12 protein-coding genes are annotated in these 13261 nt (G+C 70.2%); 9 read left to right on the top strand and 3 right to left on the bottom strand.

The window, feature by feature from the left end; all coding sequences use genetic code 11:
• Nucleotides 1–6: 6 nt before the first annotated feature.
• On the top strand, nucleotides 7–1131 hold the full coding sequence (dnaJ, locus tag ABEG17_RS00690; RefSeq protein ID WP_406831328.1) for a molecular chaperone DnaJ: 1125 nt from the start codon (nucleotides 7–9) through the stop codon (nucleotides 1129–1131).
• A 50-nt stretch (nucleotides 1132–1181) separates the two neighbouring features.
• A complete protein-coding gene (locus ABEG17_RS00685; RefSeq protein WP_406831327.1) occupies nucleotides 1182–1925 on the top strand; it encodes a 16S rRNA (uracil(1498)-N(3))-methyltransferase in 744 nt (247 codons plus the stop codon).
• An 18-nt stretch (nucleotides 1926–1943) separates the two neighbouring features.
• On the opposite strand, the gene ABEG17_RS00680 is transcribed toward ABEG17_RS00685, so the two are convergent.
• Complete coding sequence (locus ABEG17_RS00680; RefSeq protein WP_406831326.1) at nucleotides 1944–3104, bottom strand: Gmad2 immunoglobulin-like domain-containing protein; 1161 nt, start codon at nucleotides 3102–3104, stop codon at nucleotides 1944–1946.
• Nucleotides 3101–3733: a SigE family RNA polymerase sigma factor gene (locus ABEG17_RS00675; RefSeq protein ID WP_406831325.1), complete on the bottom strand. Its 633-nt coding sequence runs from the start codon at nucleotides 3731–3733 to the stop codon at nucleotides 3101–3103. Before ABEG17_RS00675 ends, ABEG17_RS00680 begins: the two co-directional genes overlap by 4 nt.
• 55 nt (nucleotides 3734–3788) lie before the next feature.
• Here ABEG17_RS00675 and ABEG17_RS00670 point away from each other — a divergent pair, with 55 nt between their 5' ends.
• The 7 genes from ABEG17_RS00670 to ABEG17_RS00640 all read left to right on the top strand — a co-directional run bounded on the left by ABEG17_RS00670 (nucleotide 3789) and on the right by ABEG17_RS00640 (nucleotide 11163).
• Nucleotides 3789–4169 carry a histidine triad nucleotide-binding protein gene (locus ABEG17_RS00670; RefSeq protein WP_406831324.1) on the top strand — a complete coding sequence of 127 codons (381 nt, stop codon included), beginning with the start codon at nucleotides 3789–3791 and terminating at the stop codon, nucleotides 4167–4169.
• 24 nt (nucleotides 4170–4193) lie between these two features.
• The gene (locus ABEG17_RS00665) at nucleotides 4194–5264 is read left to right on the top strand and encodes a PhoH family protein (RefSeq protein WP_406831322.1); all 1071 of its coding nucleotides are present in this window, start codon (nucleotides 4194–4196) and stop codon (nucleotides 5262–5264) included.
• Nucleotides 5242–5709 (top strand): rRNA maturation RNase YbeY, encoded by a 468-nt coding sequence (gene ybeY / locus ABEG17_RS00660; RefSeq protein ID WP_406831321.1) that lies wholly within the window; start codon nucleotides 5242–5244, stop codon nucleotides 5707–5709. Before ABEG17_RS00665 ends, ybeY begins: the two co-directional genes overlap by 23 nt.
• A 10-nt stretch (nucleotides 5710–5719) precedes the next feature.
• Nucleotides 5720–7042: a hemolysin family protein gene (locus ABEG17_RS00655; RefSeq protein WP_406831320.1), complete on the top strand. Its 1323-nt coding sequence runs from the start codon at nucleotides 5720–5722 to the stop codon at nucleotides 7040–7042.
• Entirely contained in the window at nucleotides 7039–8031 is a 993-nt protein-coding gene (gene era / locus ABEG17_RS00650) for a GTPase Era (RefSeq protein WP_406831318.1), read from the top strand. Before ABEG17_RS00655 ends, era begins: the two co-directional genes overlap by 4 nt.
• 223 nt (nucleotides 8032–8254) lie before the next feature.
• A complete protein-coding gene (locus ABEG17_RS00645) occupies nucleotides 8255–10084 on the top strand; it encodes a BCCT family transporter (protein WP_406831317.1) in 1830 nt (609 codons plus the stop codon).
• Between the two features lie 44 nt (nucleotides 10085–10128).
• A complete protein-coding gene (locus ABEG17_RS00640; protein ID WP_406831316.1) occupies nucleotides 10129–11163 on the top strand; it encodes an aspartate-semialdehyde dehydrogenase in 1035 nt (344 codons plus the stop codon).
• 181 nt (nucleotides 11164–11344) lie between these two features.
• Here the strand turns inward: ABEG17_RS00640 and ABEG17_RS00635 are convergent, their stop codons facing one another.
• Nucleotides 11345–13180, bottom strand: a complete 1836-nt coding sequence (locus tag ABEG17_RS00635; protein WP_406831315.1) for an HNH endonuclease signature motif containing protein — start codon at nucleotides 13178–13180, stop codon at nucleotides 11345–11347.
• Between the last annotated feature and the right edge of the window lie 81 nt (nucleotides 13181–13261).

Raw genomic sequence — 13261 nt, 5'->3', positions numbered from 1 at the left:
ATCTCGTTGAACGACTACTACCAGGACCTCGGCGTCTCCAAGGACGCGTCTGCAGAGGACATCAAGCGGGCCTACCGCAAGATGGCCCGCAGGCTGCACCCGGACGTCAATCCCAGCCCCGAGGCGGAGGAGCAGTTCAAGAAGGTCTCCCAGGCCTACGACGTGCTCTCGGACGCAGAGAAGAAGCGCTCCTACGACATGGGTTCGGACCCCTACGCCGGCTCCGCCGCGGGGTTCGGCCAGGGCTTCTCCTTCAGCGACATCATGGACGCGTTCTTCGGCGCCGGGGCCGGGCAGGCCCAGCGTGGTCCGCGCTCGCGCCAGCGTCGAGGCCAGGACGCCCTGATCCGCCTCGACCTCGACCTGGCGGACGCGGTGTTCGGCGGCGAGAAGGAGCTGACCGTCGAGACGGCGGTCGTCTGCTCGACCTGCCACGGCGACGGTGCCCAGCCCGGCACCTCGCGCCGGACCTGTGACGTGTGCGCCGGTCGCGGTGAGATCCAGCAGGTGCAGCGGTCCTTCCTCGGCCAGGTCATGACGACCCGCCCCTGCATGACCTGCCAGGGGTACGGCGAGGTCCTGGTCAGCCCGTGCTTCGAGTGCTCCGGCGACGGTCGGGTCCGCACCCGCCGCACCCTGACGATCAAGGTCCCTGCCGGTGTCGACACCGGCACCCGCATCCAGCTCACCGGTGAGGGCGAGGTCGGCCAGGGCGGCGGTCCCGCCGGCGACCTCTACGTCGAGGTCGCGGTCCGCCCGCACCAGACCTTCCAGCGCCGCGGTGACGACCTGCACTGCACCGTCGAGCTGCCGATGACGGCCGGTGCCCTCGGCACCACCCTCAAGCTCGACACCTTCGACGGTGTCAACGAGCTCGAGATCAAGCCCGGCACCCAGTCCGGCGACGCGATGACCGTACGCGGCCTCGGTGTCACCCACCTGCGCGGAGGGGGCCGTGGCGACCTCATCGTGCACGCCACGATCCTCACCCCCACCAAGCTGGACGAGCAGCAGGAGGCCCTCCTGCACCAGCTCGCGGCCCTGCGCGGCGAGGAGCGCCCCGAGGGCCGGATGACCCCGGCCCACGCCGGGCTCTTCGGCAAGCTGCGCGACGCGTTCAAGGCCAAGTAGCCCCCGCGAGGCTCGCCACCCGATCCCGATCCCGTCCCTAGGCTGCCCGTATGACGCTGCCCCTCTTCCTCGTCGCCCCCTCCCTCCTCGCGGGGGTGGGCCCCGGGGGCCGGGTGCTGCTCGACGGCGCCGAGGGGCGGCACGCCGCGACCGTGCGACGTATCGGGCCCGGTGAGCGGGTGCTGCTCGCCGATGGTGGCGGGCTGCGGGCCACCTGCGACGTCGTGGCTGCGGGGAAGGCCGAGCTCGAGCTCGTCGTCGCCGAGCTGTCCGTCGAGGAGGAGCCCGAGCCGAGGTTCGTCCTCGTGCAGGCGCTGGCCAAGGGCGACCGCGACGACCAGGCCGTCGAGGCCGCCACCGAGTTCGGGGTCGACGAGGTCGTGCCGTGGCAGGCGGCCCGGTGCATCGTGCAGTGGCGTGGCGACCGGGGCGAGAAGGCACGGCGCAAGTGGGAGTCGGCGGTCGTCGCGGCGGCCAAGCAGTCCCGCCGGTCGCGGGTGCCCGTGGTCGCCGATCTGGTCACCACCAAGGGCCTGGCCGCCCGCGTCGGGGCCGCCACGGCGGCATACGTGCTGCACGAGGACGCGACGCAGAGCCTGGCGGCGCAGCAGGTCCCGGACACCGGCGAGGTGCTGGTCGTCGTCGGCCCCGAGGGGGGCATCACGGCCGAGGAGGTGGCCGCGCTCGAGGTCGCAGGGGCGGTGACGGTCCGGCTCGGGCCGACGGTGCTGCGGTCGTCGAGCGCGGGACCAGCCGCCCTCGCGGTGCTCAGCGCCGCTGCACGCTGGCGCTGAGCCCACTCTCGGCGAGCACTACTTCACGGTGAAGGTGACCGAGTCCTGGGCGGTGACGGACCCGTCCTTGGGGCTCGCCGCATACACCTTGACCACGTAGCTCCCGGGCTGCAGCGTTCCCAGGGGAATCGAGTAGGTGCCCTGCTGGGGCGCACCGATCGAGGCCATGGTGTGGCCTTCCTTGACCTGTGTTCCACCCCGGGTGAGCTCCCACGCGACCGTCGCCTCGAAGACGATCGCCTGACCGGTCACCGCGACCGGTTTGTCCGCCGGCAGCACCTGGTCGCGGCTCGGCGCGGTCACCCAGATGGGGGCGAGGTCCTCGTACAGCCTGTCGGCGGAGGGCCGGTTGAAGGTGCGCCCGGCCGTGGCGATCGAGCCGAACAACGTGGCATCCCCGCCGTTGACCGTGAACCGCACCGGCAGGTTGCCCCGCTGGACTGCGGCCTGCGCCGTCCACACGAGCTCCTGCACGGCGAGGCGGGCACCGCCGTTCGCGGTCGCCGCCGCAGGGTCGCCGGAGGTGGCCAGGTCGATGGTGATCGCCCGGTCCGTCACCTGTACGTCACCGATCGTCTGCCCGGCCCACGGCTGGAGGTACGGTCCGTCGGCGGACGAGGACGAAGGAGCCACAGCGAGCACCAGTGCGGCCTTGGCGCGGGCGGCGGGGCCGTTGCCGCCGACCTGACGCCGCACGAACTCGCGGTACAGGCCGTATCCGGCCTTGTCCCCGCCCGTCGCGCCCACGAAGTAGACCGGAAGGCTGACGGTGGCGGACGCAGGCGGGGCGCTCGACGTCGCGGTAGTTGGGGGGGTGGAGGCCGACGCGGGCCCGGACGGGGTGCTGGCGGTGCCGCTCGGGGCCGGCACGGTCACCGACGGGTTGCCGGCGGGAGGGCCGGGGGTCACGGTGGGGTCCTCGTTGGACAGCCACACCCCTCCGGCGATGGCGGCCACCACCGCTGCCGCCGCTGCCGGGACGAGCCAGCGGCGCACGCCGGCGCCCCCGGTCGCGGTGACCGGACCGGCGGTGCGGGCCTCGTGCAGGATCGTGTCGAGGCGGTCGGAGGGACGGACCGCGCTCGCCTCCTGGATCAACGACCGGCGCAGCTCGCGCTCGACGCGGTCGAACTCGCCCGGCTCGTAGTCGGGGTGCAGGAACTCGGTCCGGTCGCTCATGACGACATCTCCATCCGGTCGCGCAGGGCCGCGAGGCCGCGGTGGGCATGGGCCTTGACCGAGCCGGCGGAGATGCCGAGGGCGTCGGCGATCTCGGCCTCGCTCAGGTCGAGGTAGTAGCGCATGGTCAGGACCTCTCTCTGACGCTGGGACAACCGGCCGAGCGCCACGACCATGGAGCTGGCGGCCTCTGCGTCGAGGGCGCGGTCCTCCGCGCTCGCCTCGCTGCGCCGGCCGTGTGCCGTGGGCTCGCCCTGTTCGCGCGACAGGTACCGCTCCTCGACGCCGCGGTGCCGCAGGCCGGAACGGGCGCCGTTGACCACGGCGCGGCGCAGGTAGGCCGCAGCGCTCTCGTGGTTGCGCAGGGAGTCCCAGCGACGGTGGACCGCGATGAAGGCGTCCTGCACGACCTCCTCGGCCGCGAGGTCGTCACGCAGCAGGAGCCACGCGAGGCGGACCAGGCCGGTCCAGTGCGCGGCATACAGCTCGGCGATGGCGACGTCGGCGGCCGGCGCACCCGCAGGTCCGGCCGCACCGGCAGCGGGTCCGGCCGCACCGGTACCCTCACCGCCACGCCCGGCCCCGGGGTCCCCGCTGGGGCTGCGCTTGACCACGCTCAACGTTCTCACGCCCCCTTGACGCGCAGCGGGCGCTGGAGGTTGACGCGCCGATACGCTCGGTTGCATGACTGGTCCGACAGCCTCTTCGCCGCGTACGACCGATCCCGACTGCCTCTTCTGCAAGATCGTCGACGGCCGGATCCCGGCCACCATCGTGCGTGAGGACGAGGCGACGGTGGCGTTCCGCGACCTCGAACCGCAGGCCCCCACGCACGTGCTGGTCATCCCGAGGCACCACACGCCGAACGTCGCCGGCCTGGTGCAGGAGCAGCCGGCCGACGCGGTGGCGCTGCTCGAGGCGGTCGCCGAGGTGGCCGAGCAGGAGGGCTTGGCCGAGCGCGGCTACCGCACCGTCTTCAACACCGGTGCCGAGGCGCACCAGACCGTGTTCCACGCCCACGTGCACGTACTCGGCGGCCGGGCAATGACGTGGCCACCCGGCTGAGCGGCACCGTAGACTGGCCGGACCATGCCTGAAGCCGATCAACCGACCACGCCGGGGGGCACGCCAGACGGCGGCCACCCCATGCCCATCCACACCGTCGAGATCCCCGCACAGGTCCAGATGGTCACCCTCCTCGGACCTCGGGACGAGCTGCTGCGCACCATGGAGCGCGCCTTCCCGCAGCTGGAGATCCACGTCCGCGGGAACGAGTTCCACCTGTCCGGCCCGAGCGCCGAGGTGGCCCTGGCCGAGCGGACCATCGACGAGCTGCTGCTCGTCATCGAGGGTGGGCAGCCGCTGAACCGCGACGCCGTCGAGCGGTCCATCAGCATGTTGCGCGCCCAGACCACCGAGCGCCCGGCCGACGTGCTGACGATGAACATCGTCTCCTCGCGGGGTCGCACGATCCGCCCCAAGACGTTGAACCAGAAGCACTACGTCGATGCGATCGACAAGCACACCGTCGTCTTCGGCATCGGCCCTGCCGGCACGGGCAAGACCTACCTGGCGATGGCCAAGGCGGTCCAGGCCCTGCAGGCCAAGCAGGTCAACCGGATCATCCTGACCCGCCCGGCGGTCGAGGCGGGGGAACGGCTGGGGTTCCTGCCGGGGACCCTCAACGACAAGATCGACCCTTACCTGCGGCCGTTGTACGACGCGCTGCACGACATGGTCGACCCCGAGTCGATCCCGCGGCTCATGGCTGCCGGGACGATCGAGGTGGCGCCGCTGGCCTACATGCGCGGACGCACGCTGAACGACGCGTTCATCATCCTCGACGAGGCGCAGAACACCTCACCCGAGCAGATGAAGATGTTCCTGACGCGACTGGGCTTCGGCTCCAAGATGGTCGTCACCGGTGACGTCACCCAGGTCGACCTCCCCGACGGCAACCGCTCGGGGCTGCGGGTGGTGCGCGACATCCTCACCGGCGTGGACGACATCCACTTCTCCATCCTCAACCCGCAGGACGTCGTCCGGCACCGCCTCGTCGGCGCCATCGTCGACGCCTACGGCCGCTGGGACGACCAGCAGGGCGAGACGCACGGACAGCGTGGAGGGGGGGTCCAGCGTGAGCGTCGACGTTCTCAATGAGACCGACCACCAGCTCGACGAGCTCGAGCTGGTGGCCCTGAGCAAGTACGTCATGAGCGAGATGCGGGTGCACCCGGGTGCCGACCTGTGCCTGCGCCTCGTGGACGAGGCAGCCATGGAGGTCCTGCACGTCCAGTGGATGGACCTGCCGGGTCCCACGGACGTGATGTCGTTCCCGATGGACGAGCTGCGACCCGGCCGTGACGGCGAGGAGCCGGAGGAGGGTGTCCTCGGCGACATCGTGCTCTGCCCGTCCGTCGCACAGAAGCAGGCGGCCGAGGCGGGTCATGCCACCGAGGAGGAGCTGCTGCTCCTCACGACGCACGGCATTCTGCACCTGCTGGGCTACGACCACGCAGAGCCCGAGGAGGAGCGCGAGATGTTCGAGCTCCAGCGCCAGCTGTTGCTGACGTTCCTCGCGGGCCGTGGCCGACCCGCCTCCTGATGGTGCCGAGATGACCAGACTCGTCCTGGCCGCGCTGCTCAGCATCGCGGTCGCCTTCCTGCTGTCCGCGGCCGAGGCCGCGCTCTGGCGGATGTCCAGGGTCCGCGCCCACGAGCTGCTCGACGAGAAGCGGCCCGGCTCCACGTCGCTGATGCGCATCGTCGGTGACAGCGCCGCATACCTGTCGGTCACGGCGTTCCTGCGGGTCGTGGCCGAGGCCACCACCGCGGTCCTCATCACCCTCGGCGTCGTCGACCTCGTGGACGGCTTCTGGAAGCCGCTGCTCATCGCGATCAGCGTCATGGCGCTGGTGTCGTTCGTCGTTGTCGGGGTCTCACCGCGCACCCTCGGGCGACAGCACTCCGATGCCGTCGCCCTCATCGCCTCTCCGGTGATCGTCTGGCTGCGCCGGGTCCTCGGTCCGGTCGCCCGCGTCCTCGTCGCCCTCGGCAACGCCGTCACGCCGGGCCGTGGCTACCGTGACGGGCCGTTCCAGAGCGAGTCCGAGCTGCGCGACCTCGTCGACCTGGCAGGGGAGAGCTCGGTGATCGAGGCGGGCGAGCGCGAGATGATCCACTCCGTCTTCGAGCTCGGCGACACCGTCGCCCGCGAGGTGATGGTGCCCCGCACCGACATGGTCACCGTCAACAGCGAGAAGTCGCTGCGCTCGGCGATGTCGCTGTTCCTGCGGTCCGGGTTCTCCCGCATCCCGGTGGTCGGCGAAGGGTCCGACGACATCCTCGGGCTGCTGTACTTCAAGGACGTCGCCCGCCGCGTCAACGCCGACCACGAGGCCGGCTCGCTGCCCGTGACGACCCAGATGCGCCCCATGCACTACGTCCCCGAGAGCAAGCCGGTCGACGACCTGCTGCGCGAGATGCAGCGCGACCAGAGCCATTTCGCCGTCGTGGTCGACGAGTACGGCGGCACGGCCGGCCTGGTCACCATCGAGGACATCATCGAGGAGATCGTCGGCGAGATCGCCGACGAGTACGACCGCGAGGCCCCGGGGGCCGAGGACCTCGGCGACGGCAGGGTCCGGGTGCCGGCCACCATGGACATCGACGACCTGGCCGACCTGTTCGACGTGGAGATCGACGAGGACGAGGTCGACACCGTGGGTGGCCTGATCGGCAAGAGCATCGGCCGGGTGCCGATCGTGGGCTCGCGCGCGGAGGTGTCGGGCCTCGCCCTGACGGCCGAGCGGATGGCCGGGCGCAGGCACCGGATCGCCTCGGTGATCGTCGAGCGCATCGCCGCCCACCCCGAGGGTGGGCACGGGGAGCCCGCCGGGCCCACTACGGTGGAACCCGAGCGCGAGGGAGTGTCATGACCACGAGTGGAACCGGTCCGTCCGAGGGGTATGCCGTCGACGCGACGTCCGATGCGAAGGCGTCAGCCTCGGGGGAGAAGCCGTACCTGGCCGGGTTCGCCTGTCTGGTCGGGCGTCCCAACGCCGGCAAGTCGACCCTGACCAACGCCATGGTCGGGCACAAGGTCGCGATCACCTCCTCCAAGCCCCAGACCACCCGGCACACGATCCGCGGGATCGTCACCAACGAACGGGCCCAGCTCGTCCTGGTCGACACCCCCGGGCTGCACAAGCCGCGCACCCTGCTCGGGGAGCGCCTCAACGACGTCGTCCGGGAGACGCTGCTCGAGGTCGACGTCATCGGGTTCTGCCTGCCCGCGGACCAGAAGATCGGTCCTGGCGACGGGTTCATCGCCCGTGAGCTCAAGGAGATCCAGCAGGGCAAGCGTCGGCCGGTCGTGGCCATCGCCACCAAGACCGACCGCGTCGACCGCCAGCGCCTTGCCGAGCACCTCATCGCCATCGACCAGCTCGGCTCGTGGGACGCGATCGTCCCCTGCTCGGCCGTGGACGGGTCGCAGGTCGGTGAGGTCACCGAGGTCCTGTCGAGCTACCTCCCGACGTCCCCCGGACCGCTGTACCCCGAGGGCGTCCTCACCGACGAGCCGCAGATGGTCATGATCGCCGAGCTCGTGCGCGAGGCCGCGCTCGAAGGGGTTCGCGACGAGCTGCCGCACTCGCTGGCGGTCGTCGTCGAGGAGATGGTCCAACGTGAGGGCCGTCCGGCCGACAAGCCGCTGCTCGACGTCCGGGTCAACGTGTTCGTCGAACGGTCGTCGCAGAAGGCCATCATCATCGGCCGTGGTGGTTCGCGGCTGCGTGAGGTGGGCACCACCGCCCGTCAGGGCATCGAAGAGCTGCTCGGTCAGAAGGTCTACCTCGACCTGCACGTGAAGATCGCCAAGGACTGGCAGCGCGACCCCAAGCAGCTGCAGCGCCTCGGTTTCTGAGCCACCGGCTCACCGAGGCGGGGGTGTGTCGTGACTCACGGCATACCGGAAGTTGTTGTGGTGCAACGGAAGTGTGCGTAGCACCAGCGAATCCCGCTGGGGTGATTTGCTGTTCGAACATGTTCTCGGCACAGTGGGCGGTCGACCAACGACGGTTTTGATACGCAACTAACCCAGAACAGCGAAGGAGCGTCGCCCTCCCCAAAGAGGGCGCCTACACCACGTGGACACGACACTGACCAAGACCGGCCCGGCCGCACCCGGCTCGGCCACCGGCGCGAACGACGCCCTCGACACACCCCACCCCGCCCTCGACCCCGTCATCGAGGAGCACCCCGCGGAGGAACCACAGAAGGTCGACACGATCGTCTTCGGCGTCACCGCGGCGATCGCGATCGCGTTCGTGCTGTGGGGATTCCTCAGCACCGACACCCTGAGCTCCGCCTCGGGTGCCGGCCTCGGCTGGGTCGTGCACAACATGGGCTGGCTGTTCTCACTCGTGGCCTCGGGCTTCGTGCTGTTCGTCATCTGGCTCGCCGCCAGCAAGTACGGGCGCATCCCGCTCGGCCGGGACGACGAGGAGCCGGAGTTCAAGACGGTCTCGTGGATCGCGATGATGTTCTCCGCGGGCATGGGCATCGGCCTGATGTTCTACGGCGTCTCAGAGCCGCTCTCGCACTTCGTCAAGCCGCCGCCCGGCACCGGTGCGGCCGGCAACCCGCAGGCCGTCCAGAACGCCATGGCCACCACGCTGTTCCACTGGACGCTCCACCCGTGGGCGATCTACGCGGTCGTCGGCCTCGCCGTCGCGTACGGCGTCTTCCGCAAGGGTCGTTCGCTGCTCATCAGCTCGGCCTTCGCACCGCTGCTCGGTGAGAAGCGCGCCGCCGGTCCGGCCGGTCGCGTCATCGACATGCTGGCGATCTTCGCCACGTTGTTCGGCTCTGCCGCCTCGCTCGGCCTTGGTGCCCTGCAGATCGGCTCCGGCCTGACGATCGTGGCCGGCATCGGCAAGGCGGGCAACATGGTGCTCGTCGCCATCATCGCCGTGCTGACCGTGGCGTTCATCCTCTCGGCCGTCTCCGGGCTGGCCAAGGGGATCCAGTGGCTGTCCAACATCAACATGGTGCTGGCCCTGGCCCTCGCGGTGTTCGTCTTCGTCGTGGGACCGACGGTCTTCATCCTCAACCTCATCCCCACCGAGGTCGGCAGCTACTTCCAGAACCTCGCGATGATGTCCGCGCGCACCGACGCTGCGGGCGGCGACGCCATGAAGACGTGGCTCGCGGGCTGGACGATCTTCTACTGGGCCTGGTGGGTCAGCTGGACGCCCTTCGTCGGCATGTTCATCGCGCGCATCTCGCGTGGTCGCACCATCCGCCAGTTCGTCACCGGCGTCCTCCTGGTGCCGAGCGTCGTGTCGCTCGTGTGGTTCGCGATCTTCGGTGGCGCAGGCATCGACATGCAGCGCGGTGGCACTGACCTCGCCGGTGCCGGGTCGACCGAGGGCACCCTCTTCGAGATGCTCTCGCACATGCCGCTGTCGACGATCACCTCGGTGCTCGTCATGGTCCTCGTCGCGATCTTCTTCGTGTCCGGCGCCGATGCCGCCTCGATCGTCATGGGCACGCTGTCCGAGCGTGGCACCCTCGCGCCGAGCCGCAAGACCGTCATCTTCTGGGGAGCCGCCACCGGTGCCGTCGCCGCGGTCATGCTCCTGGTCGGAGGCGAGGACGCACTGTCCGGTCTGCAGAACATCACCATCGTCGCGGCCCTGCCGTTCCTCATCGTGATGATCGGGCTGGCCATCGCTCTGGTGAAGGACCTCAGCAACGACCCGCTCATCGTCCGGCGCGCGTACGCGGTGGCCGCCGTCGAACAGGCCGTCGTCGCGGGCGTCACCGAGCACGGCGACGACTTCACGTTGACGTTCGAGGAGTCCGCTCCCGGCGAGGGTGTCGGCGACCTGGTCCCGAGCGCCCCGGTGACGGGCAGCGGTGCGCAGGGCGAGCTCGAGACTGCCGATGTGCGTGCAGGTTCTGCCACATCGTGAGCCGCTGATCCGGTGCACGACCGAGCCGACCTATCCTTGGCCCCATGAGAATTGGTGTTTTCGGAGCCACCGGGCAGGTCGGCTCGGTCATGCGTGCACTTCTCGCCGAGCGGGCGTTCCCCGTCGACGAGATCCGCTTCTTCGCGTCGGCGCGCTCTGCCGGAACGACGTTGCCGTGGGCCGGTGGGGAGATCACCGTCGAGGACTCGGCGACCGCTGACTTCTCCGGTCTCGACATCGCGCTGTTCTCCAACGGGGGAGCGGCCTCCAAGGAGCTCGCCCCCAAGGTCGCTGCCGCCGGTGCCGTCGTCATCGACAACTCTTCCGCCTGGCGCAAGGACCCCGAGGTCCCGCTGGTCGTGAGCGAGGTCAACGCCGATGACCTCGACACCATCCCCAAGGGCATCGTCGCCAACCCCAACTGCACCACCATGGCTGCGATGCCGGTGCTCAAGCCGTTGCACGACCGAGCCGGTCTCGTACGTCTCACCGTCGCGTCATACCAAGCCGTGTCCGGCTCCGGCGGCAAGGGCGTGCAGGAGCTCGATGGTCAGCTGCGCGGCGGGTATGCCGCGGGCCAGCCGGCCGACCTGGCCCTGGACGGGCGGTCGGTCGCGATCCCCGCCCCCAACGTCTACGCGGTGCCCGTGGGGTTCAACGTGATCCCGCTCGCCGGGTCGATCGTCGACGACGGGTCGCTCGAGACCGACGAGGAGCAGAAGCTCCGCAACGAGTCGCGCAAGATCCTGCACATCGACGATCTTCTGGTCTCAGGCACGTGCGTGCGGGTGCCGGTCTTCACGGGGCACTCGTTGGCGATCCACGCGGAGTTCGACCGGGAGATCAGCCCTGAGGAGGCCCTCGAGCTCCTGGCGAAGGCGCCCGGCGTCGTCGTCGCCGATGTCCCCAACCCGCTGGACGCCGCCGGGCGCGATGACGTCTACGTCGGGCGCGTTCGTGCTGATCAGGCTGCTCCGGCGGGCAAGGGGCTCGTGCTGTTCGTCGTCGGGGACAACCTCCGCAAGGGTGCGGCGCTCAATGCCGTGCAGATTGCCGAGGAGCTGCTCAAGCGTCGCTGACCCTCGTCGGAGCTCGACCTCATGCCTTCGCTCACGCCTTCCGCCTCAGTCCTCCGACTCACGCTGCTGACAGCAGTACCGTCGCCAGGTGTTGCTCCAGCCGGGAGGGGGCGCGCTCTCGTCGGAACCGTGCGGGCGGACGCGTGGTGCCCGCCCTGGGCGGCTCGAGAGACGGTGTCGACTATGGTGGTTCGTCGGGGAGGAGCGCCTCCTGCTGGGCGAGGTCATCCATCGACATCCCCACGGGCAGGCCCGGCACCCAACCGCGACGCACGTCGAAGGCCACCTGGGAATCGGCGTGGTCCGTCAGGTCGAGGTCTCTCGTGATCCGCAGTGGCCGTGGCCGGTCCACGTGCGTGCGCCCGTCGGGGACGGTCCAGGCCACCGTGGCGTCGGGGCGCAACACTGCCCGCCACCCACCGTGGTGCTTGAAGCGGTGATGGGTGCGACACAGCGAGATCAGGTTGGTGGGCTCGGTGAGCCCTGCCGGATAGGGGACCACGTGATCGAGGTCGCACCGCGCGGCCGGGGTGTGGCAACCGGGGAAGCGGCAGGTGCCGTCGCGCGACCGCAGGCGTCGTCGCAGCGAAGCGCTGGGTCGATACGTCTTCGGGTCCTGCACGATCGAACCATTCGGATCCAGCCTCGCCAGACGCACCAAGGTCTCCGGCCGCGACAACAGCTCGGCGACAGCTGACGGCAGCAGCTCGCCATGGCGAGGTAGGTCGACGGAGCCCGGTAGTACCCAGTGCACCTCGCCGGTCGACCGCACGGGTTCGGTCGTCGAGCTGGTCAAACCGGCATCGGCGGGGTTGGCATCGGCGGGGTTGGCATCGGCGGGGTTGGCGACGGTGGTCTCAGCGGGGTCGGTGACGGCCGCATCGCCGGGGTTGCTGATCCTCGCCATGAGTGGCGCCAGTTCTTCGAGCGGATCGCCCGCAGCGGAAGCACGCGCTACCGATGGAGGAGCAGCGTCTGGCGCAGCGGGACTGCTGGTCCCAGCCACGCCCTCAGCGCCGACCCGACCGTCGTCAGGTCCATGGGCGGCGAGCACGGGCACCACGAGCTCGACCGTGGTCTGCACCTGGGCGTTGCCGAGCACGAGGTCGGCGAACGCGTCGGCGCGGTGACCGTCGATGGGAGTACCCGGGTGGGCCCGGGCGTACTGACCGGCCAAGGTGTCCACGACAGCGAAGACCTCGTGACTGACCTGGGACGGCAGCAGGACGTGCCAGCGCGACTTACCCGGTCGCCGTCGGTCCGGCGTCACCACGACGCGTCGTTCTCCATGGGCGCGTCGCGCGGCACGCTCGTCGCTCTGCGGATCGAGCTCGCGGGCGACGGCTCGCGCCCGGCGGGACAGCTCTGCGCGGTTGAGCTGGCGGACCTCGGGGGAGACGAGGGTGAGCTCACCGGTCACCTCGTCGAGGCTGGTCTCTAGCACGAGCGCCTCGAACGTCTCCCTGAGCGCCGGGTCGAGATCGGCGCTGGCGTCGGCGACCACGTCCGCACGGAAGCGCTCGAGATCGCCCTGCCACTGGCTCGAGAACGTCGACTCGGCTGCACAGACTAGCCATCGGTCGGCCTCCAGCCGCTTGCCGACCGCGCGGGTCGAACAGTGCAGGGACGGAGCCAACATCGAAGCGACGGTCCCGTGCACGTCTGCTCCGGGCACGCCGAAGGGCGGCGGCTGCTCGTGCCGTTGGCGCTCCAACCGCTCTTCGACGCGACCGGCCAAGGTGTCCATCGCCAACGACTGGCGTGCGTGCACAGCGCTGGTGACCCTCGCGCAGGCGATCACGAAGGCCTCGGCCTCCGCCTCGTTGAGCTCCTCGATCTGGGTCGGCGTGAGGAGAGCCACCGCGGCCATGAGGGCCACCGGATCGGCGACCTCGACCTGGGCAGCCGTCGCAGAACCTGCACCGAAGTGCACACCTGACGAGGGCAACGGGGCGTGTCCGGGGAAGGTGCACGCAGCCGACTCGCGCGGTGGTGCGCAGTCCTGTGGCGCGTCCATGCGAGCCTCCTCCGCGATCTTCGGATCCGAACGTGTGTACGAACCTAGAGCGGGGGTCTGACAGTGCCGGTGCGCACGCCT

The organism is Pedococcus sp. KACC 23699 (assembly GCF_045348425.1).
GTDB lineage: Bacteria > Actinomycetota > Actinomycetes > Actinomycetales > Dermatophilaceae > Pedococcus.
Note: the sequence above shows the minus strand (reverse complement) of the source record. Positions and strands in the feature narration are given on the sequence as shown.